The following is a 22,320-nucleotide window of genomic DNA, read 5'->3' on the forward strand; positions in this document are numbered from 1 at the left end:
TGCTATCTGGTTGTTTTACAGCATTTTGGCAAGACCGGTGCTGTTATTTCGGTATCGGAGCCGTTAATTTCATCACGGCTTGATGTCCAGAAAGCTCGTTAGCATATAATGAGAATGAAGGGCAGGAAAGCTTCACTGCGACAAACGCTGTGTTTGAAAAATCTGACCTGTCCTATTTTTGGGCATTCTTGAGCGCGCCGGGCACCTGACGATGGACGATATCTACAATAATCGCATTCTGGACTTCGCCGGGAATATTCCACTGACGGGAATTCTCGAGGATGCCGATGCGAGTGCTGAAAAACACTCGCGACTATGCGGCTCTAAACTCAAGGTCTATCTGAAGGTTGAAGACGGCATAGTGACGGCTTTTTCGCACGAAGTCCGTGCATGTGCACTGGGGCAGGCCTCGGCCTCCATCATGGCGCATCACATTGTCGGGGCTTCCAGCGGCGAAATCCGGCAGGCGCGGAAAGACATGCTCGCCATGCTGAAACAGGACGGTGAGGGGCCGACGGGTCGTTTTGAGGACATGCGGGTGCTTTTGCCCGTCCGGGATTTCAAGGCCCGCCACGCCTCCACCATGCTGACCTTCGAGGCGGTGGTCGATGCGCTCGACCAGATCGAAGGCCGGCCGGCTCTCAACGTCGCGGGTTAGCCGATGTGCGGCGAACCGGGCTGCCGGCATGAGCAGACAGCGGTGAAAGCCGGGCGATCCCGCAATTGGGCGGGCAGCTTTGCGAAGACACCGGGACGGCTTTTCGGCGTCGGCTTCATCAGGCTTTATCAGCTCACGCTATCGGGCTTTGTCGGCAACTCCTGTCGCCACATTCCCACCTGTTCCGAATATGGCTATGAGGCGATTGCCCGCCACGGGCTGTGGGCCGGCGGGTGGATGACGCTGTTTCGCGTGGCGCGCTGCGGCCCGGGCGGCACCAGCGGGCTGGACCCGGTGCCGGAAACGCTCGGCAGCACGCGGCGCTGGTGGGCGCCGTGGCGTTACTGGAGCCTGCATCGATGAATGACTATGTGGCCCTGCTGCACAGTATCGTGCTCGGCCCCGGCAAGCGGCTCATCATGGCCGATCTCAGGGCATTGGCGGAACAGCTGGGGTTTACCGACTGCAAGACGCTTGTCGCGACCGGAAATCTGGTTTTTCGCACTGAAGCGGCACCTGTTCGCGAGATCGAGGACAGGCTGGAGCGCGCCTTCGAAAAGCGTTTCGGCAAACATGTCGATATTCTCGTTCGCGCGGGCGACGACTGGCTGAAACTGGCGGCGGATAATCCGTTTCCGCAAGGCAATCCGCCGGATGTCTGCGTGAGGGTCATGCGGGCGCCGTTGGACCACCGCGTCCTCGAATTGCTGGAGAAATATCGGGGCAGGGAGAAGATCACGCTTGCCGGTGGCGATCTATGGATCGATTTTTGCGGCAAACCGAGCGAGAGCCGGCTGTTGCCTGTCCTGACCACCAAAAGGCTTGGTGTCGGCACGACCCGCAACGCCAATACGGTCAAAGGCCTTGCGGAAATGCTTCGCTGAAGCACCCTTCACCTTTGACTGCAATGGCAAAAGCCTTTATCAGCCTGCGTGCCCGCCTGTTGCGGGCAAATCATTATTCCAACACCACCCGCATTCGTTGGCGGGACTGGACAGGAGCACGAGACGATGTCTGAAGCCATTTCCCTTACATTTCCCGATGGATCCGTGCGCAGCTACCCCGCCGGTACGACCGGCCGTGAGGTCGCCGAATCCATCTCCAAATCGCTTGCCAAGAAGGCCGTCGCCATTGCGCTTGATGGCACCGTGCGCGATTTGTCCGAGACCATCACCGATGGCAAAATCGAGATCGTCACGCGCGACGACAAGCGCGCGCTGGAGCTTATCCGCCACGATGCCGCCCACGTCATGGCCGAGGCCGTGCAGGAACTGTGGCCCGGCACGCAGGTGACGATCGGCCCTGTTATCGAGAACGGCTTTTATTACGACTTTGCCAAGAACGAGCCTTTCACGCCGGAAGATCTGCCGAAGATCGAAAAGCGAATGAAGGAGATCATTCAGCGCAACAAGCCGTTTACCCGCGAGGTCTGGTCGCGCGAAAAGGCGAAGGAAGTCTTTGCCGCCAAGGGCGAAAACTACAAGGTCGAACTGGTCGACGCCATTCCCGAAGGCCAGGACCTGAAGATCTACTATCAGGGTGACTGGTTCGATCTTTGCCGCGGTCCGCATATGGCCTCCACGGGACAGATTGGCACGGCCTTCAAGCTGATGAAGGTGGCCGGCGCCTATTGGCGCGGCGACAGCAATAATGCGATGCTGTCGCGCATCTATGGCACCGCCTGGGCAACGCAGGAAGAGCTGGACAATTACCTGCATGTTCTGGCCGAAGCCGAAAAGCGCGACCATCGCCGCCTTGGTCGCGAAATGGACCTGTTCCATTTCCAGGAAGAGGGTCCGGGCGTCGTGTTCTGGCACGGCAAGGGCTGGCGCATGTTCCAGACGCTGACGGCGTATATGCGCCGGCGGCTTGCCAACACCTATCAGGAAGTCAACGCGCCGCAGATTCTGGACAAGTCGCTGTGGGAGACTTCAGGTCACTGGGGCTGGTATCAGGAAAACATGTTCGCGGTGAAATCCGCCCATGCCTTCACCCATCCCGATGACGAGGAAGCCGACCAGCGTGTCTTTGCGCTCAAGCCGATGAACTGCCCGGGTCACGTGCAGATCTTCAAACATGGCTTGAAGTCTTACCGCGAAATGCCCGTCCGCCTTGCGGAATTTGGTAATGTGCATCGCTACGAGGCTTCCGGCGCCCTGCATGGCCTGATGCGCGTTCGCGGCTTTACGCAGGACGATGCGCATGTCTTCTGCACGGAAGAGCAGATGGCGGCGGAATGCCTGCGCATCAACGATCTGATCCTCTCGGTCTACGAGGATTTCGGCTTCAGCGAAGTTGTCGTCAAGCTCTCCACGCGTCCTGAAAAGCGCGTCGGTTCCGACGATCTCTGGGATCGCGCCGAAAGCGTGATGATGGAGGTTCTGAAGACCATCGAGGAACAGTCCGAAGGCCGCATCAAGACCGGCATCCTGCCGGGCGAGGGCGCATTCTACGGGCCGAAGTTCGAATATACGCTGAAGGACGCCATCGGCCGTGAGTGGCAGTGCGGCACGACGCAGGTGGACTTCAATCTGCCTGAACGTTTTGGTGCCTTCTATATCGACCAGAACTCGGAGAAGACGCAGCCTGTCATGATCCATCGCGCCATCTGCGGTTCGATGGAGCGTTTCCTCGGCATTCTGATCGAGAACTTCGCCGGTCACATGCCCTTGTGGTTCGCCCCGCTGCAGGTGGTGGTCGCGACGATCACCTCGGATGCCGATGATTACGGCCGCGAAGTCGCCGAAGCGCTGCGCGAAGCGGGCATGGCGGTCGAGACCGATTTCCGCAACGAGAAGATCAATTACAAGGTCCGCGAGCATTCGGTGACCAAGGTTCCGGTCATCATCGTTTGCGGCCGCAAGGAAGCGGAAGAGCGCACCGTCAACATCCGTCGTCTCGGTTCGCAGAACCAGACGTCGATGTCGCTCGAGGAGGCGATCACCAGCCTCGTGGACGAGGCGACGCCGCCGGATATAAAGCGCAAGCTTGCGGCGAAGAAGCAGGTTGCTTGACAAATAACGACGGCCTCTTCGGGGGCCGTTTTTGTTTGCGGGGTAAGGGACGCTTAAAGCTCTCTGAAGTCATCCTCGGGCTTGACCCGAGGATCCACGGTCTGGCGCGGGAAAGGATCCTCGGGTCAAGCCCGAGGATGACGTGGAGGGTGGTGGGTCGTTCCTTACAATCTCGCCTCCGACGAGACGATGAATGTGCAATGTCGGCTACTCAAAATCCCCGGACATCTCTTCCGGCGCCTGGTCTTTCATCAGCACTTCCACGTCCGAATCCCGGCCGGAGGTCACCTTGAAATTGCGCTGGTAGACCTTGTCCTTGTTGCGGGCGATGGCGGTATATTCGCCTTCGGCAAGAACCATGGTCGAAAAGGCGCTGACACTTTCGTTGACAACGTCGCCGCCGCCGTTCAACACCGACCAAGCCGTATCGGCAATGGCTTCGCCGCCCGGTTCTGAGACCAGCTTGAGGGTGATCTGCGCGGCCTGATGCTGCAGGGTCGCTTCCGTCAGCTTGCCGGCTTCCACCTGGATGTCGGCGCGCACCACCGCGTTGACATTGCCGTATTCCGAAACCACGTGATAGGTCCCGGCGTTCAGCCGCACGATGGTATTGGGCTTGATATCGGCCATGACGAGGCCGCGTTCGCCGTCGGAGCGGACGTCTGAGGAATAGACGGAAAATTTGAGCTGGTTGCCGGAAATCTGCTTGTCGGAACCCGCAACCGCATTCAGTACGAAGCCGCCGGCATCGAGAATCAGCACCTGTTTCTGCACGTTGCCTGAAGTCGGGACATTGAGCTTTTTGGTGACGCCCGCGCGCCCGAAGGCGACGTTGACCAAATATTCGCCCGGCACCAGATGAAATTCGGCGGAGCCGCCTTCCGAGCTTGCCAGCATCGGCAATTTGCCGTCAGCGCCGGGAATGGGGCTGAATACGCGCCATGACAGGCCTTCCTTCACCGCTTCGCCTTCGCTGGTCAGCTTGGCTTCCATGGCGATGTCACGGGCGGCGCTTTCCGGGGCGTTGGGTGCCGTTGGGGCGGTGAAAGCATTGAGCTTCGGCATTTTCGGCGTGCCGCCGAGCTGCTTGAAGTCTTTGAAGGCGTCCTGCGAAAAAGCGGCTTGTGATAAAAGGCCAAGCGCGGCACATGCAATGGTCAGACGTGCCGCGATTTTGATTGCCGACATTTTCGATACCGATTGACTTCTTGATTTTCCCGGATCACTTCAAAACCAATGCCGTGGCTATTTCAAGGCCCAATGTTTTTGCGATGACAGCAGAATGGAAGATTTTTAATCATGACCAGTGATATCAAGCTCCTCGACTATCTCAAGGTTCGCCGTTCCACCCCGGCCCTGCAACTTGCCGAGCCGGGGCCTTCTAAGACTGAAATCGAGGAAATCCTGCGTCTTGCCGTGCGTGTGCCCGACCATGGCAAGCTGGCCCCCTGGCGTTTCGTCGTTTGTCGCGGCGAGGAGCGCGTGCGTCTCGGTGAGACGGCGCTCAGGATCGCGCTTGAAAAGAACCCGGAACTGGACCTGCAGCAGCAGGAAGCGGAACGGACGCGCTTCACCCGCGCGCCCGTCGTTATCGCCGTTATCAGTACCGCAAAGCCGCATTTCAAAATCCCGGAATGGGAGCAGGTCATGTCCGCCGGTGCTGTGTGCCTCAACCTCATCTTCGCCGCCAATGCCAGCGGTTTTGCAGCGAACTGGCTGACCGAATGGCTTGCTTTCGATTCCGCATTTCTTACGGAAATCGAGGTCGGCGTGGAAGAGAAAGTGGCCGGGTTCATTCATATCGGCTCGACGACATTCCCGCCGGTGGAGCGGCCGCGGCCGGAGCTTGCCGATGTCGTCACCTGGGTCGGGGAAGTTTGATGTTCTACACCACGGACACCAATCAGCACGGCCTGCCGCATGATCCGTTCAAGGCTATCGTCGCGCCGCGTCCGATCGGCTGGATCGGCTCGAAGGGTAGGGACGGTTCTCTCAACCTCTCGCCCTATTCCTTCTTCAATGCGATTTCGGACCGGCCAAAGCTTGTGATGTTCTCCTCCAGCGGCAGGAAGGACAGCCTGCGCAACGTCGAGGAAACCGGCGTCTTCACCGCCAATCTCGTCAGCCGCCATCTGGTGGACCGGATGAATGCGTCTTCGGCGCCCGTCGGTTATGATGTCGACGAATTCGCCCTTGCCGGTCTCACCGCCGTCGACGGGCGGGTGGTGGATGCGCCTTTCGTCGGCGAGGCGCTGGCGGTTCTGGAGTGCCGCGTGACCCAGATACAGCAGCTTACGGACGTCGATGGCCAGCCAGCGGATTCGTGGATGGTGATCGGGCAGGTCATGGCGATCCATATCGATGAAACGATCATTCGCGACGGCCGCATCGATATGGGGCTGTCGCGACCCGTGGCACGAATGGGCTATATGGATTACTGCGATGGCGGCAGCGATGTATTCCAGCTGCAGCGCCCCTCTACCGCGCCGTAAATATAGCCCTTCTTCGGCGGCGGTTAATTTTTATGGTGAACCAAACGTAAACCATTTGCGCCTAGAGTTTTATACATGGTGGCGGCGATGATGCCGTCATCCATTGTTGCGAATGTTTTCGAGGCTCAGGTGATCGTACAGGCATTTCTTCGCTGGTCTGAAAAGGCTGGATCGACCGAGCGGGCGAAGGCCGCCAATGCGCTCGGCCGTGCCTATCTTCAGTCCGACATGGCGCGCGAGAACCGCGATGCCGCCTATATGGCGATGACCTATCTGCTTGACGATCCTTCGCCGCGTGTGCGGCTGGCGCTTGCCGAAGCGCTTGCCGACGCCCATGACGCACCGCGCGCTATTCTCGTTTCACTCGCCGAAGACCAGCCGGAAATCGCCTGCACCGTCATTGCCCGTTCACCGGTTCTCGGTGAGGCCGACCTGGTTGATCTGGCCGGGCGCGGCGAAAGCCTGACGCGCGCGCTCATTGCGGCACGGCCCGGCCTGCCGCGCGGTGTTTGCGCAGCGCTTGCCGAAGTGGGCGAACTGCCGGAAACCATCATCCTGCTCGAAAACGACGATGCCTTTATCACGCCGTTTTCGCTCAGGCGCATCGCCGAGCGTCATGGCTCGGACGCCGATATTCGCGACCTCCTGCTTCGCCGCGAGGCGCTGCCCGCCGATGCGCGTCACCTGTTGGTGGGCCGCATCAGCGAAGCTCTCGCAGGCTCCGCGCTCGTTCACGCGATGATCGCGCGAAACCGCGCCGACAGCGTTTTCCGCGAGGCGGAAGATTCCGCCACCATCCTTATCGCATCAAACGTTTCCTCGCCGGAGCTGCCGGCGCTGGTGGAGCATCTGCGCCAGCGGCTGGAGCTGACGCCCGCGCTGCTCATCCATGCCGTCTGTTCGGGACGCCTGGAATTCTTCACGGCGGCCATGGTCAATCTCTCCGGTCTCGATGACCGCAAGGTGCGCGCCATTCTGGCGACCGGGCGGCCGCATGCGTTGAAGGCGCTATTCCAGTCGGTCGGTCTTTTCGGCGATGTTGTCGACGTCTTTATCGAGGCGACGCTGCTGTGGCGCCGCGCTGCCCGATCGCAGCTTGCCGATGTGGCGGCCTCAGTCTCGGCGGAACTGCTGGCGCATTTCCGCGACGTCAACGGTTCCGAAACGCTGTTCGAATTGCTGCATGCCGTGCGCAAACTTGCCATTGCGGAAGAGCGGCAAAAGGCGCGGTATTACGCGGAAGCGCTTTCGCTCGAGACGGCGTGAGATTCGTGATGTTTCCGGGCAGGAGAATCCCCACACTCTCATTCCTGTGCTTGTCACAGGAATTCAGCCGACGCGCGTCTGCGCGGCGAAAAGGCTCGCTCTAAGCCCTAAGGACTTGGGCTGGCTAGATTCCTGTGACAAGCACAAGAATGAGGGAAGATCGGTTCCTAGCAATCACTTATCGAACCGCTTTGCGATCCACGAATAGCTGTTCTCAACCATCCTCACCGGCGTGCCCAGGAGATGCTTTATGCCTTCCGTGGAAGGCAGGATACGGCTGACACGGCTGATTGCCTGTTTTGTGAGGCTTTCCTCCTCCTTCGGCGTAACCGCTGCCGTTGCCTGCGGCGCAGTGGCCGGCGCAGTGGCTGGAGGTTGCGTACCGGCCGTCTGCGGCGCCTGTTCGCCCGGTGTCTGGCACACGGCTACCACGACAGGGTAGGGCGCGTTGGCGTAACGCTCCAGCTCCTTTTCCGACACGGCGTCGCACAGTTCGATGCTCGTCCAGCGCTGCTGCGAGGTGGCGAGGTAATGGCAATCGGTGGCGCTGTCGTCGCAGCCAAGGAAGGTCATGAGAACGAGGGCTGTTTTCATGGGGTGTGTTGCCTCTGTCGGGAATTATGCTCTAGAAACTCATCTATCCCGATTGCAGTGACATTACGACGAAATACGCATTTTTACAGAGAAGGCAGGCATCGCATTGGCCACCGAAATCAAGCTTGAAACACCGAGGCAGGATGCGGTTCTGCGCCTCATCGACCTTTCCAACGCCTATATGGCCTCGCTTTATCCCGCCGAAAGCAATCATCTGGTCGATATCGGCCAGCTTGAGCAGGACAATGTTTCGTTTTTCGTGGCGCGGCACGATGGCCGCGTGGTCGGCTGTGGCGCGCTGGTGGAAGCGGGTGACGGCACGGCGGAGATCAAGCGCATGTTCGTCGATCCCGAGGCGCGGGGATTGCGGATCGGCAAGCTGATCATGGATACACTTCTTGCGCGCGGCGCCGAGCTTGGCCTTTCCGCCATTCGCCTCGAGACCGGCATCAGCCAGCCGGAGGCGATCGGTCTTTACCGCAAGGCGGGGTTCGTGGAGATCGAGGCCTTTGCGCCTTATAAGCCGGATCCGCTCAGCCTGTTCATGGAGAAGGCGCTTTAAGACGACGGCGCCAGTTTGCCGAGACCCTGCCGCGATCTAATCACGGAGGCGCCTGCCGCAGACTTCAACGATCAAAACGCCGCTTTCCGAAACGCGGTCGTTTGCTCGCTATCCTCTTCGAGCGCGGCAACCTCATCAACCGAATCGTCCTCTGTCGGCGGCGGTGGCGGAGCCTCGGGGATCGCGGCGGCGGACAGTTCCACCTCGCGCACCCATTCGCGCCAGATTGCCACCAGAAGCGCCATCAGCACCGGGCCGATGAAGAGGCCGAGGAAGCCCATGGTCTTGACGCCGCCGACGAGGCCGAAAAAGGTGGGCAGGAAGGGCAGCTTGATCGGGCCGCCGACGAGTTTCGGGCGGATGGTCTTGTCGACGATGAAGAGTTCCACCGAACCCCAGACGAACAGCGCCAGCCCATGGGCGGGCGAGCCGCTGGCGACCAGATAGATCGAAACCAGCGTAAACGAGAGCGGCGCACCGCCCGGAATGAGCGCCATGACGCCGGTGAGCACGCCGAGCGTGACGGGTGAGGGGACGCCGGCGATCCAGTAGGCGATGCCGAGGATGATGCCTTCGCCGATGGCGATCAGCGTCATGCCGGTGACCGTGGAGCTGATGGTGGCTGGCACGACGCGGGAAATGCGTTCCCACCGCGTCGGCAGGATGCGTTCGCCCACCAGATCGACCTGCCGGGTGAAGCCTGCGCCGTTGCGGTAGACGAAGAACAGCGCGATCAGCATGAACAGCAGGGTCAGAACCAGATGAAACGCGCCGTTGCCAGCGGCGAGGATCGCCCGATAGATATTGCCGATATTCGCGCCGCTGACGAGCTGGATGAGTTCGCCGATGGCGCCCGGCGTGCCGATATATTTCACCCATTGTTCGCCAAGCCAGGGGCCGACGGCGGGAAGGGCGGCGATCCAGCCCGGCACGGGCGCACCCGTCTTGTTGACATGCACCGCCCAGCCGAACCATTCGCGGATCTCGCTTGCCGTATAGGAGGCGGCGATGAAGATCGGCACGACGAGGAAGGCGAGGATGAGGATGATGGCGATGGTGGCGCCGAGCGTGGTGTTGCCGCCCACCTGCCGCAGAAGCCGGGTGTAAACCGGCCAGCTGGCGAAACCGATGACGAGAGCGGCGAGAACGGGAACGAGGAAGCCATGGAAGAAATAAATGCCGGCAAGAGCGACGAGAACGAGAAGCCAGCGCGCAGCCGAGATGGGCGGGATCAGGGCGATCCGCGTCGGGCTGGCAGGACCGAGCCATCTCGGTTCGCCACTGGGCTTACGGCTGTCAATGTTACTCACGGCAGGCTCTTTCTCGCATTCTCCCCGAAGGGTGCATTCACTCTGTCACACCGATACATATAAGTGCAATATAACCCGATCACATTACCGTTGTGTGTTTATTGCCGAACCTATTGAACGATTTTGGTAAAAATAGAACATCGGTCTTGGCGCGCGCATTGAAATATGACAATTAAACTCCGTTTTTCTGCGGCATCACGTCGCCGCGCCCGATCGTCAGGTCATGCCATGCTCCGCCGTTTCTTCGCCTATTATCGCCCCTATCGCGGTCTGTTCATTCTCGATTTTTCCTGCGCGGTTTTGTCGGGCGTGCTCGAACTCGGTTTTCCGATGGCGGTGAAGGCCTTTGTGGATGTGCTGCTGCCGGGCGGTGAATGGGCCATCATCCTTGCCGCTTCGGTCGGGCTGCTGCTTATTTATGTGCTGAATACCGGGCTGATGGCGACCGTCACCTACTGGGGACACATGCTCGGCATCAATATCGAGACCGACATGCGGCGGCTGGCTTTCGATCATCTGCAGAAGCTTTCCTTCCGTTATTTCGACAACCAGAAGACCGGCCATCTGGTCGGGCGGCTGACCAAGGACCTGGAAGAGATCGGCGAGGTGGCCCACCACGGCCCCGAAGACCTTTTCATCGCCATCATGACCTTCATTGGCGCGTTCCTTTTGATGCTGTCAGTGAATGTGCCGCTGGCGCTCATCACCGCCGCCGTCGTGCCCGTTACCGCCTGGGTGACCAGCCGTTACGGCGGCCGCATGACGCAGAATTTTCGCGCGCTTTACGGCCGTGTTGGGGATTTCAATGCCCGTATCGAGGAAAATGTCGGCGGCATGCGGGTGGTGCAGGCCTTCGCCAATGAGGATCACGAGCGGACGCTGTTCGAGAAGGACAATCAGAAATACCGTCGCACCAAGCTCGACGCCTACAAGATCATGGCGGCCAGCACTTCGCTAAGCTATATGAGCATGCGCCTGACGCAGATGATCGTGATGATCTGCGGTGCATGGTTCGTGCTGACGGGTGATCTCACGGAAGGCGGCTTCGTCGGCTTCCTGCTGCTGGTGGGCGTGTTTTTCCGGCCGGTGGAAAAGATCAATTCGGTCATCGAGACCTATCCGAAGGGCATTGCCGGTTTCCGCCGCTTTACCGAACTTCTGGACACCGCGCCCGATATCGTCGATGCGCCCGATGCGGTGGAAGCGCCCTTGCTGCGCGGCGATATCGAATATCGCCATGTCGGTTTCGGTTATGCCGAGGGCAAGACGGTTCTTACCAATATCGACCTGAAGATCAGCGCCGGCGAGACTGTTGCCTTCGTCGGTCCTTCGGGGGCGGGCAAGACGACGCTGTGCTCGCTTTTGCCGCGCTTTTACGATGTGACGAGCGGTGCGATCACCATTGACGGCATCGATATCAGAAAGATGAAGCTCGCCTCGCTGCGCAACCAGATCGGCATCGTGCAGCAGGATGTTTTCCTGTTCGGCGGTACGATCCGCGAGAATATCGAATATGGACGGCTTGGCGCTTCGGATGCGGAGATCATGGAGGCGGCGCGGCGCGCCCGTCTTGATGGTGTCATCGAGGCCATGTCGCTCGGGCTTGACACCGTTATCGGCGAACGCGGCGTCAAACTGTCCGGTGGGCAGAAGCAGCGTCTTGCCATTGCCCGCATGTTCCTGAAAAACCCACCGATCCTCATTCTTGATGAGGCGACCTCGGCGCTCGATACCGAAACAGAGCGTGCCATCCAGCAATCGCTGACGGAGCTTGCCAAGGGCCGCACCACCCTCGTCATCGCCCACCGGCTGGCAACGATCCGCGATGCGTCGCGCATCGTGGTGGTGGACCAGAGCGGTATTGCCGAAACCGGGGCGCATGCCGAACTCTTGGCTGCCAAGGGCCATTATAGCCGTCTGCATGAGGCGCAGTTCAGCGGGCATCTTGCTGGCCTCAGCTGAGTCCGGTGCGGTTGCGCCGCCGCTTACCCGCCGTTCTCTGCCGCCTGCTCCTCCACGATGCCGGGGTTTGGCTCCGGCTTGCCGGGGTGGCTTGTGACGAGATAACCCATGGCAACCGCGGCGGCGACAATGAACAGCAGCACGATTCCGCTGATCGTCATCATCCAGTCGCGTGGTTTCCTATTCGCCATAATATATTTCGGCCACTGGCTTGGATGGTTCACCAGACTGAATTTGTGGCCCTGTCGCATAAATTTCCCCCGGTGTTGGAGTGCTTCCTCAAAGACCAACGCAGGCGGGTGCGCAGCTGTTCCGAAATCCACAGGGCATGCAGATGACAAGGCTGTGAGGCGCAAGCCCGACACGCGCCTGCGGCGTCGTGTGCCGATATCCGGCCGCAAAATGCCCCTTGCCAGTCGCTGCCGCTTATGCGAATGATTTGCAATTGCATCAATTTATTCTCCCATTTGAAAGCGCATAAGATGGACAAGCCTGTCTTTGGATGGCGACGGAACGGCGACGATCTCTCGTTGTCCGACGTTCACTCCTCGATCCGCATCAAACCGAATGCCGGGACGTTTCGGCGCGCCATGGCCTTTTTCGGCCCCGGCTATCTCGTTGCCGTCGGTTATATGGATCCCGGAAACTGGGCGACGTCGCTCGCCGGTGGTTCGAAGTTCGGCTATACGCTGCTGACGGTGGCGCTGATGTCGAACATCATGGCCGTTGTCCTTCAGTCGCTCTGTGCGCGTCTTGCGATTGGTTCCGGGCGCGATCTGGCGCAGGCCTGTCGCGATGCCTATCCGAAACCTGTGGCGATGGTGCTGTGGCTGCTGGCCGAAATCGCCATCATCGCGACCGATATCGCTGAGGTCATCGGTACGGCGATCGGCCTCAACCTGATTTTCGGCATTCCGCTGGAGCTGGGCGTCCTCATCACCGCGCTCGATGTCTTCCTGATCCTTTACCTGCAAAGGCTTGGCTTCCGCTGGGTGGAAGCGCTTGTCATCACGCTGCTTGGCGTCATCGCCGTGTGTTTCGCCATCCAGCTGGCGCTGGCCGATCCAGACTGGGGCCAGGTGATCCGCGGTTTTGCGCCGACGACCGACATCGTGACCAACCCGGACATGCTCTATCTGGCGCTCGGCATTCTCGGCGCGACTGTCATGCCGCATAATCTCTACCTGCATTCCGGCATCGTGCAGACCCGCGAAATCGGCAAAACAATTGCGCAGAAACGCGAGGCGTTGAAATTCGCCACGCTCGATTCCACCATCGCGCTGACATTCGCTCTCGTCATCAATGCCGCGATCCTCATTCTCGCGGCGGCGACCTTCAACAAGGCGGGGCAGACGAATGTCGCCGAACTTGGAGAGGCGCATAATCTGCTCGCACCGCTGCTCGGCCTTGCCATTGCGCCGACGCTGTTCGGCGTGGCGCTTTTGTGCTGCGGCATCAATTCCACCGTCACGGCAACGCTTGCGGGCCAGATCGTGATGGAGGGTTTCCTCAAGATGCGGCTCGCCCCCTGGCTGCGCCGCCTCATCACCCGCGCCATCGCCATCGTTCCTGCCGCCGCTGTCACCATCTTTTATGGTGACAGCGGCACGGGCCAGTTGCTGATCCTGACGCAGGTGGTGCTCAGCCTGCAGCTCTCCTTTGCCGTCTTCCCGCTTGTGATGTTCACCGCCGACCGGACGAAGATGGGCGAGTTGCGCTCGCCACTCTGGCTCTCGGCCATTGCATGGTTGATCGCACTGGTGATTGCGGCGCTGAATGTGAAGCTGCTGGTGGATTTTATGGGGTGAGGCGGGTCAAGCCGCGCCCTTTCGGAGCGCGGCTGCCGTTCCCTCGGGGTCAACGGCGATGACTTTCAGATAGGCGCGGGCCGGTTGATCCGGCTCGCTTCGGCCCTGTTCCCAATCGCGAAGGGTGCCGAGCGGAATATGATAGCGCGCAGAGAATTCTTCCTGTGTCAGCTTCAGCGCCCGGCGAATGATCTTTATGCGTGGCATTCTGGGAGCCGCGGCAAGCTGTTCGGCGGAAAGCGGCGCGTTATCAGGGTCGGCCAGCGCATTGGCCTCCGCCTCTTCGTCGGTCATGACGTGAAGACGAGCCCAGTCTGTTTGATCGATTTTACCAGCCATTGTCGTCATATTCCTTGCACTCTGCGCGTGTCGCCTTTCGTGCGGAGATGATACGGATCACTTCGCTTCGTTCGGTATAGATCACGGTCAGAAACAATCCATTGCCCAATCCCACTATACGCCGTCGGACTTCACCGTAATTGGCCGAACGATCTTCGACATCTACCGCAAAGGGATCGTCAAAAACTCCACGGGCCGTTTCAAAACTGACGCCATGCTTGGCGAGATTGGCTGACGCCTTATCTGAATTCCATTCGAAATATAACATTCTGAACTACGGGTTTCCAGTAGCTGCAATAAATAAAACATCAAAACAATAAGGGCTCTTTCATATCTGAAAGAGCCCTCAAGACTACTCATTTTTTTTGGTGGAGCCTAAGCCAAATGCTTAGCTGCAACCGCTCGTCGCACCACAAGTATCGCACTTCTCGCAAGTGCCGTTCCGCACCATCGTGAAGTTCTGGCATTCCGAGCACATGTTGCCCGTGTAGCCCTGTGCAATCGAGCGCATGCGGCGTTCGTTTTCGACCTTCTTGGCTTCCGTCTTGGCTGACGCTGCGTCTGCGGCGGCCTTGTCGGAGAAGAGGGCGGTGGCGGTCTGCTGGGCTTCCTGGACGACCTCGTCGATCACCTCTTCGGCGATTTCTTCGGCCAGTTCCTTGGCGCGCTCTTCATAGTCCCGCTTGAAGGAGACGATTTCGGAGGTTGCGATGGAGACCGTCGGTTCCAGCTTGCGGGCGGCAGAGCCGGCAAAGGAGGTGACGTTGGCCGAGGCGCGGGCAGGGGTTGCCGTTGCCGAACCCTTGGGTTCGGAGGCGGCGCGTTCGCCCTCGTTGCTGGAAACCAGCGTCGGCTTGTAACCGCGTGTCCAGCCGGTGGAGAGCAGGTTGGTCTTGCCTTCCTGGATGCCCTTGCCGAGTGCGGTATTGGAGAAGTCAGACGTATCGACATGAGCGAGGTCGTGACGGCCGAGATAGGAGACGGCGAGTTCGCGGAACACGTAGTCGAGGATCGAGGTGGCGTTCTTGATCGCGTCGTTGCCCTGCACCATGCCGGCCGGTTCGAACTTGGTGAAGGTGAATGCCTCCACATATTCTTCCAGCGGCACGCCATATTGCAGGCCGAGCGAAATGGCGATGGCGAAGTTGTTCATCATCGCACGGAAGGCCGCGCCTTCCTTGTGCATGTCGATGAAGATTTCGCCGATGCGGCCGTCACCGAATTCGCCGGTGCGCAGATAGACCTTGTGACCGCCCACAGTTGCCTTCTGGGTGTAACCCTGACGGCGGTTCGGCAGCTTTTCACGCTCGCGCGAGACACGCTCGATGACCCGTTCGACGATCTTTTCGGTGATCGTCACGGCCTGCTGTGCGGCGGGCTGCTGGATCAGCTCTTCGATCAGGTCTTCTTCGTCCTCGTCTTCCACCAGCGAAGCATTGAGCGGCTGGGAAAGCTTGGAGCCATCGCGGTAAAGGGCGTTGGCCTTCAGCGCCAGCTTCCAGGACAGCATGTAGGCTGCGCCGCAATCTTCCACCGTCGCATCGTTCGGCATATTGATCGTCTTGGAGATCGCGCCGGAGATGAAGGGCTGAGCCGCCGCCATCATGCGGATATGCGATTCGACCGAGAGGTAACGTTTGCCGATCTTGCCGCAGGGGTTGGCGCAATCGAAGACGGGCAGGTGCTCGTTCTTGAGGAACGGTGCGCCTTCCAGCGTCATCGCGCCGCAGACGTGCACGTTCGCCGCTTCGATGTCCTTTTTGCCGAAGCCGAGGTGCTCGAGCAGGTTGAAGCTCATGTCGGAGAGCTGCTCGTCGGAAACCTTCAGCGTTTCCTTGAGGAAGTCGGCGCCGAGCGTCCACTGGTTGAAGACGAATTTGATGTCGAAGGCGCTCTTCAGCGCGCCGTTGACGGCTTCGATCTTCTCATCGGTGAAGCCCTTGGCCTTCAGCGTCGAGGGGTTGATGGCCGGCGCCTGGTTGAGATTGCCATGGCCGACGGCATAGGCTTCGATCTCGGCGATCTGGCTTTCGGAATAACCGAGCGAACGCAGCGCCTCCGGAACAGCCCGGTTGATGATCTTGAAGTAACCGCCACCGGCGAGCTTCTTGAATTTTACCAGCGCGAAGTCCGGCTCGATACCGGTCGTGTCGCAATCCATGACGAGGCCGATCGTGCCTGTCGGTGCGATAACGGTCGTCTGGGCGTTGCGGTAACCGTGCTTTTCGCCAAGTTCCAGCGCCTTGTCCCAGGCGGCTGTCGCATGGGTGATCAGGTCCTGATCCGTGCAATCGGCATGGATAAGCGCGACCGGGTTGACGGACAGGCCCTCATAACCATCCGACAGGCCATGGGCGGCGCGGCGGTGGTTGCGGATGACGCGCAGCATGTTGTCGCGGTTCGGCGCAAAGCTCGGGAACGGGCCAAGCTCGCCGGCCATTTCAGCCGAGGTTGCGTAGGAAACGCCGGTCATGATGGCGGTCAGTGCACCGGCGATGGCGCGGCCTTCGTCGCTGTCATAGGGAATGCCGGAGGACATCAAGAGACCGCCGATATTGGCGTAACCGAGGCCGAGCGTCCGGTATTCATAGGAGCGTTCGGCAATCTGGCGCGACGGGAACTGCGCCATCATGACCGAGACTTCGAGAACGACGGTCCACAGGCGGACGGCGTGTTCGTAATCGGCGATGTCGATGCGCTTCGTCTTGGCATCCTTGAACTGCAGCAGGTTCAGCGAGGCAAGATTGCAGGCCGTGTCGTCGAGGAACATGTATTCCGAGCACGGATTGGAAGCGCGGATCGGGCCTTCGGCCGGCGAGGTGTGCCAGTCGTTCATGGTGGTGTTGAAGTGCAGGCCCGGATCGGCGGACGCCCAGGCGGCGTGGGAAATCTTTTCCCAGAGGTCGCGGGCCTTCAGCGTCTTCATGACCTTGCCGTCCTTGCGGGCGGTCAGGTTCCAGTCACCGTCATTTTCGACAGCGCGCAGGAAGTCGTCCTTCAGCGAGACGGAGTTGTTGGAGTTCTGGCCTGATACCGTGAGGTAGGCTTCCGAATCCCAGTCCGTGTCATAGGTCTTGAACTGGATGTCCTTGTAACCCTGCTCGGCGAACTGAATGACGCGCTTGACGTAGTTTTCCGGCACCATGTCCTTCTTGGCAGCGCGGATTTCGCGCTTCAGGGCAGGGTTTTTGGCCGGGTCGAAGCAATCGCCATTGTCGGCCTCGCAGTTGACGCAGGCCTTCATGATCGCCTTCAGGTGCTTGGCGACGATCTTGGAACCGGTGACGAGAGCGGCAACCTTCTGCTCCTCGTTCACCTTCCAGTCGATATAGGCTTCGATATCGGGATGGTCGGCATCAACGACCACCATCTTGGCCGCACGACGGGTCGTGCCGCCGGACTTGATGGCGCCGGCTGCGCGGTCGCCGATCTTGAGAAAGCTCATCAGGCCGGAGGATTTGCCGCCGCCGGAAAGCTTTTCGCCTTCGCCGCGCAGATAGGAGAAGTTGGAGCCGGTGCCGGAGCCGTATTTGAACAGGCGCGCTTCACGCACCCACAGGTCCATGATGCCGCCTTCATTAACGAGGTCGTCCTCAACGGACTGGATGAAGCAGGCATGCGGCTGCGGATGTTCGTAAGCGGATTTGGACTTGGTCAGCTTGCCCGTGAAGGGGTCGACATAGAAGTGGCCCTGGCCGGGGCCATCGATACCATATGCCCAGTGCAGGCCGGTGTTGAACCATTGTGGGGAGTTCGGGGCAACACGCTGGGTTGCGAGCATATAGGCAAGCTCGTCGCGGAAGGCTAGGGCATCTTCTTCGGACGAGAAATATTTGCCCTTCCAGCCCCAATAGGCCCAGGTGCCGGCCAGACGGTCGAAAACCTGGCGCGCATCGGTCTCGGAGCCGAAACGTTCGGCTTCCGGCACGTCCTTCAGCGCCTTCTCATCGGCAACGGAGCGCCACAGGAAGGAAGGAACGTCGTTTTCCTCGACCTTCTTGAGAAACTTCGGAACGCCGGCCTTGCGGAAATATTTCTGCGCCAGAACGTCGGTCGCAACCTGGCTGAACTGCGCGGGAACGTCGATGTCCGCCAGACGGAACACGATGGATCCATCCGGGTTCTTGATTTCACTGACGGCCTTGCGGAAGTCGATCTCCGCATAAGGCGATTGGCCGGGCTTCGTGAAGCGGCGTTCAATGCGCATGGGTTTGTGTCCTCGTCCATTGGGCGCCCGGTGAAGGGCGCAAAAATCCGTTCCAGCCGTGCGATGCCTTCGCGCAGCCGGGTTTTGCCGATCTAATAGGGATGCTCATCCTTGGATGTCATCCCTGTATCTCGTGTTTAAGATGGCTGCAAGCCTACTATATATAGTATTAACACATTCTTGCTGCCAGTCCCCGCCTCATGTTTTTGGCGGTTCCACAAGGCGCAGAAAAACCACCGGCGAGCCGCCCCTTCATGGCCGGGACGCCGTTTGGACATGCGCGCTGAAGATGGAGAAGAACCGGCCTCGTTACTTTCCGGTCCGTTGCCGCCGCAACATAAGTGTCACTTTCCTCTCGCGGCACAGATTCGTCAAGCCATAGATTGAAACCCATTTTTAACCACAAGATATTGTGTGGAGTGCCTGTGGAAAACGGGGATAGGAAAAGCTAGTAGAAAAATCAGTGACTTGGCGGGAAGGTTTGAAGCTTGCGCGAGGCTGGTTTCCGCAACGGAAAGGCAAAACCCTGCATTTCCGGGGTGAGGCATAATGGCGACACTGCGGTTTTTCCGTGTTTTCCGCAGCTTTCAAAAAAGACATTTCTCCACAAAAAACCGCCCACGAAGGGGCGGCTTTTCACGTGCGATTTTGAATGACGGCAGCAATCAGCCGCGCGATCCCTTGGCGATCGGCTCCTGATAGGTGAAGCCCATGTCCCAGGGAAAATAAATCCAGGTGTCCTGGCTCACTTCAGTGACGAAAGTGTCAATGGTCGGCACGCCCTTCGGCTTGGCGTAAACGCAGGCAAAATGCGCCTTCGGCAACATTTCGCGCACTTCTAGCGCCGTCTTGCCGGTGTCGGTCAGATCGTCGACAACAAGCACGCCTTCGCCGGCGTCGCTCGTCAGCTCGGGGGCCACGCCCTTCAAGAGAACCGTGTCGCCCTGGTTGACATAGTCATGACGGGTGGCGATGCAGACCGTGTCGATCATGCGGATGTTGAGCTCGCGCGAAATGATCGCCGCCGGAACGAGGCCGCCGCGGGTGATGCAGACGATTGCCCGGAACTCTTTGTCGAGACCGGCAAGACGCCAGGCAAGCGCACGGGCGTCGCGGTGGAACTGGTCCCAGGAAACGGGAAAGGCTTTATCGGGAAGGGACATGTCGTCTACCATCTGGTCAAAATTGTCGATGGCTTTGGCTAATAGCCGCAAGACCGGCAAAAAGGCAAGAGTTCCGCAAAAAGGTGAGTGCGGGAGATTGCGGCTTGGTTCTTCTCCCCACGGGGGAGAAGGTGGCCCGAAGGGCCGGATGAGGGGGCAACGGTAGAGATATGCGGAGGGCTTGCCCCCTCATCCCGCTGCCGCGGACTTCTCCCCGGCGGGGAGAAGAAACAAGCGGCAATCGCCCGCTTCATGTCGGATGTTGAGGGGGTATCCGCGCCCCATCCATTTTCAACGCGACAGCAGCGTCATCGCCGTCATGGAATCGAGCAGTGTACGGGTGACGCCGCCAAACAGCAGTTCCCACCAGCGGGAATGGCCGTAGGCACCCATGACCAGAAGGTCGATGCTGTTATCCGATAGACGGTTTTCGATAGCCGCCTGCGGTGAGATGCCGGCGATCTTTTCCTGCGAGGTGACCGTGACGTTGACACCGTGGCGGGCAAGCGTGGCGGCTAGTTCCGTACCGGCAAGGCCTGATGACTGCGTTTCGCTTTCCGCCTGATCAACGGAGAAAATTTCGACGCTGTCGGCCGCTTTGAGGAAGGGCAGGGCGTCGAAGGTGGCGCGGGTCGCCTCGCGCGAGCCGTTCCAGGCAATCAGGACGCGCTTGATCGGTTTGGCAACGGTCAGCACATGCGGCACGAGGAGAACGGGGCGGCCGCTTTCATAAAGGAAACCGTCAATATCCGAGCGGCTGTCCGATAGCGCCGAGGAACTGCTCTGGCGCGCGATAATGAGGTCGGCGCAGCGTGCGCTGTCGATGGCGGAGGCGGAAGCGTAACCGACCGAGGTGACGAAGCTGCGCCATTCATGCGAGATGCCGTTGGCCGACAGCGTGCGCTCGAAAAGCGCGCCGACATCGGTGGTTTCCTTGTGCGCCACGTCCTGCAGCGCCTGCACGGTGGCGGGGTCGGGAATTTCCATCGGCGCGACCAGCGGAACGGCCGCCAGCGTTTCCATGTGAAGGCCGATCACATGCGAGGAAAACTGGTCGGCAAGGCTCACCACGAATTCGCCGAGCTTCTGTGTGTTCGAAACATTGTCGACCACTGCCAATATCGTCTTGTAACCCATTTTCTCTCTCCTCGGTGACATCTGGTTGCTGTGCGCAGAATGGCCGTCTTTGCCGATGGCCACCTTGATTTTGGTCAACTCGACGCCTTTGAAATTTCTCCCTCAGGCGGTTGCATCGCCCTTGCTTGCGGCCAGCTGTTTTTCCTGGCCGATCGCTTCGATCATGGCGGCAACCGCGTCTGCTGCTGCCTTCAATACGCCAGCGTCGCGGGCGCGCACGACGATTTCGGTTGAGAAGCGCTGCCCGTCATATTTCGGATAGGAGCCGATGCTGGTTTCGGGATGGGCCTTCTGGATGGCCGTCAGCGGCGTGCCGATATCGCCTTCGCCATAGGGCGAGCGCACCGCCTGTGACATGACTTTGGCGCCGGTGCGCAGCGTCGGCATGACATTGTCCAGCATGGCCTGAAACACCTGCGGCACGCCGGCCATGACATAGACATTGCCGATGACAAAGCCGGGAGCGACGGAAACGGGATTGGCGATATGGGCCGCACCTCTCGGCATGCGCGCCATGCGCTTCCTCGCCTCGGTGAACTCCATCTCGCGGACGCGATACATATCACCCAGCATGCGCAGCGCCTCGGAATCGTGTTCGCAGGGCAGGCCGAACGCCGCAGAGACCGCATCTGCCGTGATGTCGTCATGGGTCGGGCCGATGCCGCCCGAGGTGAAAACATAATCATAGCGGCTGCGCAGTGCGTTCAGTGCTTCCACGATCGCTTCCTCCTCGTCGGAGACGATGCGTACTTCCTTCAGGTCGATGCCGGACATGGTGAGGACATCCGCGAGGTGGCCGATATTCTTGTCTTTGGTGCGGCCCGAAAGCAGTTCGTCGCCAATGGCGAGCATGGCGGCGGTCACGACGGATTGAGCGGAGGAGGGATTGGACATGGTTGCACTCGTCATCTGTTTCACCCGACGTTAACGCCGCGCCAGCGCGAATGCAAAGCGGTTTTGAAGAAACGCAGAAGGGGGATTGGTTGACGATGACTCGCAGCGTTCACTCATCGTGAACAGTGCGTATGCCAATCCCCGGCTGGCGGCAGACCGATCCGTCCGCTACCTTTTTGTCATACGCTTTTTACAGGTCAAAGCCGATGATCATCGAGTTTTTAAAGAAGCTTGTCGCCGGTACGCCGGAAACAGTTCCAGCAAAGGAAACGAAGAGAATGACGAAGGTTCTGGTACTTTATTACTCCTCTTACGGCCATATCGAGAAAATGGCTTATGCGGTTGCCGAGGGCGTGAAGTCCACCGGCGCGGAAGCCGTGGTGAAGCGCGTTCCCGAACTCGTTCCGGAAGAAGTTGCAAAGTCCTCCCATTTCAAGCTGGATCAGCCGGCCCCGGTGGCGACGGTGGACGAACTGGCGGATTACGACGCCATCATCGTCGGCGCCGGCACACGTTTTGGCACGGTCGCCTCGCAGATGCGCAATTTCTGGGACCAGACAGGCGGCCTGTGGTTCAGTGGCAAGCTGGTCGGCAAGGTCGGCTCGGCCTTCACGTCGTCCGCCACCCAGCATGGTGGCCAGGAATCCACCATTCTCGGCTTTATCCCCACCTTCCTGCATCACGGCATGGCCGTTGTCGGCCTGCCCTATGCTTTCCAGGGCCAGATGGGCGTCGATGAAATCAAGGGCGGTTCGCCCTATGGCGCCTCCACCATCACCGATGGCGACGGTTCGCGCCAGCCTTCCGAAATCGAGCTGGAAGCCGCTCGTTATCAGGGTGCCCATGTCGCCAAGCTGGCGGCCAAGCTTTCTGCCTGATGGGATGATGTGTTGAAACAGAAATGCGGCCCAAAA

At 59.7% G+C, this 22,320-nt stretch carries 21 protein-coding genes; 11 read left to right on the top strand and 10 right to left on the bottom strand.

Annotation, left to right across the window (positions count from 1 at the left end):
• The first annotated feature begins 211 nt into the window (after positions 1–211).
• From PL599_RS11445 to thrS, 4 genes are all read left to right on the top strand, one after another.
• Positions 212–658 carry an iron-sulfur cluster assembly scaffold protein gene (locus tag PL599_RS11445; RefSeq protein ID WP_269825144.1) on the top strand — a complete coding sequence of 149 codons (447 nt, stop codon included), beginning with the start codon at positions 212–214 and terminating at the stop codon, positions 656–658.
• Positions 659–661: 3 nt separating this feature from the next.
• On the top strand, positions 662–1,021 hold the full coding sequence (gene yidD / locus PL599_RS11450) for a membrane protein insertion efficiency factor YidD (protein ID WP_269825143.1): 360 nt from the start codon (positions 662–664) through the stop codon (positions 1,019–1,021).
• Positions 1,018–1,542 carry a DUF1697 domain-containing protein gene (locus tag PL599_RS11455; RefSeq protein WP_269825142.1) on the top strand — a complete coding sequence of 175 codons (525 nt, stop codon included), beginning with the start codon at positions 1,018–1,020 and terminating at the stop codon, positions 1,540–1,542. The genes yidD and PL599_RS11455 overlap by 4 nt, the downstream gene beginning before the upstream one ends.
• Before the next feature lie 126 nt (positions 1,543–1,668).
• Entirely contained in the window at positions 1,669–3,672 is a 2,004-nt protein-coding gene (thrS, locus tag PL599_RS11460) for a threonine--tRNA ligase (RefSeq protein ID WP_077982099.1), read from the top strand.
• 207 nt (positions 3,673–3,879) lie between these two features.
• Here thrS and PL599_RS11465 read toward each other — a convergent pair whose 3' ends face one another.
• Positions 3,880–4,860 carry a hypothetical protein gene (locus PL599_RS11465; RefSeq protein WP_137410500.1) on the bottom strand — a complete coding sequence of 327 codons (981 nt, stop codon included), beginning with the start codon at positions 4,858–4,860 and terminating at the stop codon, positions 3,880–3,882.
• 111 nt (positions 4,861–4,971) lie between these two features.
• Here PL599_RS11465 and PL599_RS11470 point away from each other — a divergent pair, with 111 nt between their 5' ends.
• The 3 genes from PL599_RS11470 to PL599_RS11480 all read left to right on the top strand — a co-directional run bounded on the left by PL599_RS11470 (position 4,972) and on the right by PL599_RS11480 (position 7,430).
• Positions 4,972–5,553 carry a nitroreductase family protein gene (locus PL599_RS11470; protein ID WP_269825141.1) on the top strand — a complete coding sequence of 194 codons (582 nt, stop codon included), beginning with the start codon at positions 4,972–4,974 and terminating at the stop codon, positions 5,551–5,553.
• On the top strand, positions 5,553–6,164 hold the full coding sequence (locus tag PL599_RS11475) for a flavin reductase family protein (RefSeq protein ID WP_269825140.1): 612 nt from the start codon (positions 5,553–5,555) through the stop codon (positions 6,162–6,164). Before PL599_RS11470 ends, PL599_RS11475 begins: the two co-directional genes overlap by 1 nt.
• A 75-nt stretch (positions 6,165–6,239) precedes the next feature.
• Positions 6,240–7,430, top strand: a complete 1,191-nt coding sequence (locus PL599_RS11480; RefSeq protein ID WP_271359066.1) for a DUF2336 domain-containing protein — start codon at positions 6,240–6,242, stop codon at positions 7,428–7,430.
• A 174-nt stretch (positions 7,431–7,604) separates the two neighbouring features.
• Here PL599_RS11480 and PL599_RS11485 read toward each other — a convergent pair whose 3' ends face one another.
• On the bottom strand, positions 7,605–8,024 hold the full coding sequence (locus PL599_RS11485) for a hypothetical protein (RefSeq protein WP_077982104.1): 420 nt from the start codon (positions 8,022–8,024) through the stop codon (positions 7,605–7,607).
• A gap of 106 nt (positions 8,025–8,130) precedes the next feature.
• Between PL599_RS11485 and PL599_RS11490 the strand changes: the two genes are divergently transcribed.
• Positions 8,131–8,586 (top strand): GNAT family N-acetyltransferase, encoded by a 456-nt coding sequence (locus PL599_RS11490; protein ID WP_269825139.1) that lies wholly within the window; start codon positions 8,131–8,133, stop codon positions 8,584–8,586.
• 71 nt (positions 8,587–8,657) lie between these two features.
• Here the strand turns inward: PL599_RS11490 and PL599_RS11495 are convergent, their stop codons facing one another.
• Positions 8,658–9,896 (bottom strand): AI-2E family transporter, encoded by a 1,239-nt coding sequence (locus PL599_RS11495; protein WP_077982106.1) that lies wholly within the window; start codon positions 9,894–9,896, stop codon positions 8,658–8,660.
• A gap of 228 nt (positions 9,897–10,124) precedes the next feature.
• On the opposite strand from PL599_RS11495, the gene PL599_RS11500 reads away from it, so the two are divergent.
• Positions 10,125–11,858 carry an ABC transporter ATP-binding protein gene (locus PL599_RS11500; RefSeq protein WP_077982107.1) on the top strand — a complete coding sequence of 578 codons (1,734 nt, stop codon included), beginning with the start codon at positions 10,125–10,127 and terminating at the stop codon, positions 11,856–11,858.
• 23 nt (positions 11,859–11,881) lie between these two features.
• Here the strand turns inward: PL599_RS11500 and PL599_RS11505 are convergent, their stop codons facing one another.
• Positions 11,882–12,109 (bottom strand): hypothetical protein, encoded by a 228-nt coding sequence (locus tag PL599_RS11505; RefSeq protein WP_269825138.1) that lies wholly within the window; start codon positions 12,107–12,109, stop codon positions 11,882–11,884.
• 231 nt (positions 12,110–12,340) lie between these two features.
• Between PL599_RS11505 and PL599_RS11510 the strand changes: the two genes are divergently transcribed.
• Positions 12,341–13,666, top strand: a complete 1,326-nt coding sequence (locus tag PL599_RS11510; protein ID WP_269825137.1) for an Nramp family divalent metal transporter — start codon at positions 12,341–12,343, stop codon at positions 13,664–13,666.
• Between the two features lie 6 nt (positions 13,667–13,672).
• Here PL599_RS11510 and PL599_RS11515 read toward each other — a convergent pair whose 3' ends face one another.
• The 6 genes from PL599_RS11515 to PL599_RS11540 form a co-directional block, all read right to left on the bottom strand.
• Positions 13,673–14,005 (bottom strand): helix-turn-helix domain-containing protein, encoded by a 333-nt coding sequence (locus PL599_RS11515; RefSeq protein ID WP_269825136.1) that lies wholly within the window; start codon positions 14,003–14,005, stop codon positions 13,673–13,675.
• On the bottom strand, positions 13,995–14,273 hold the full coding sequence (locus tag PL599_RS11520; protein WP_137410494.1) for a BrnT family toxin: 279 nt from the start codon (positions 14,271–14,273) through the stop codon (positions 13,995–13,997). The genes PL599_RS11515 and PL599_RS11520 overlap by 11 nt, the downstream gene beginning before the upstream one ends.
• 120 nt (positions 14,274–14,393) lie before the next feature.
• Positions 14,394–18,212 (bottom strand): vitamin B12-dependent ribonucleotide reductase, encoded by a 3,819-nt coding sequence (locus PL599_RS11525; protein ID WP_077982112.1) that lies wholly within the window; start codon positions 18,210–18,212, stop codon positions 14,394–14,396.
• Between the two features lie 665 nt (positions 18,213–18,877).
• Positions 18,878–19,375 (bottom strand): xanthine phosphoribosyltransferase, encoded by a 498-nt coding sequence (gene gpt, locus PL599_RS11530; RefSeq protein WP_060724333.1) that lies wholly within the window; start codon positions 19,373–19,375, stop codon positions 18,878–18,880.
• A 291-nt stretch (positions 19,376–19,666) separates the two neighbouring features.
• Positions 19,667–20,512 carry a universal stress protein gene (locus PL599_RS11535; protein ID WP_137410492.1) on the bottom strand — a complete coding sequence of 282 codons (846 nt, stop codon included), beginning with the start codon at positions 20,510–20,512 and terminating at the stop codon, positions 19,667–19,669.
• A gap of 102 nt (positions 20,513–20,614) precedes the next feature.
• Positions 20,615–21,406, bottom strand: a complete 792-nt coding sequence (locus tag PL599_RS11540; RefSeq protein ID WP_269825168.1) for a competence/damage-inducible protein A — start codon at positions 21,404–21,406, stop codon at positions 20,615–20,617.
• Between the two features lie 278 nt (positions 21,407–21,684).
• Between PL599_RS11540 and wrbA the strand changes: the two genes are divergently transcribed.
• Positions 21,685–22,284 carry an NAD(P)H:quinone oxidoreductase type IV gene (gene wrbA, locus PL599_RS11545; RefSeq protein ID WP_003509751.1) on the top strand — a complete coding sequence of 200 codons (600 nt, stop codon included), beginning with the start codon at positions 21,685–21,687 and terminating at the stop codon, positions 22,282–22,284.
• Positions 22,285–22,320: the final 36 nt, after the last annotated feature.

The sequence above is a fragment of the Agrobacterium sp. ST15.16.055 genome, assembly GCF_027956555.1.
GTDB lineage: Bacteria > Pseudomonadota > Alphaproteobacteria > Rhizobiales > Rhizobiaceae > Agrobacterium > Agrobacterium salinitolerans.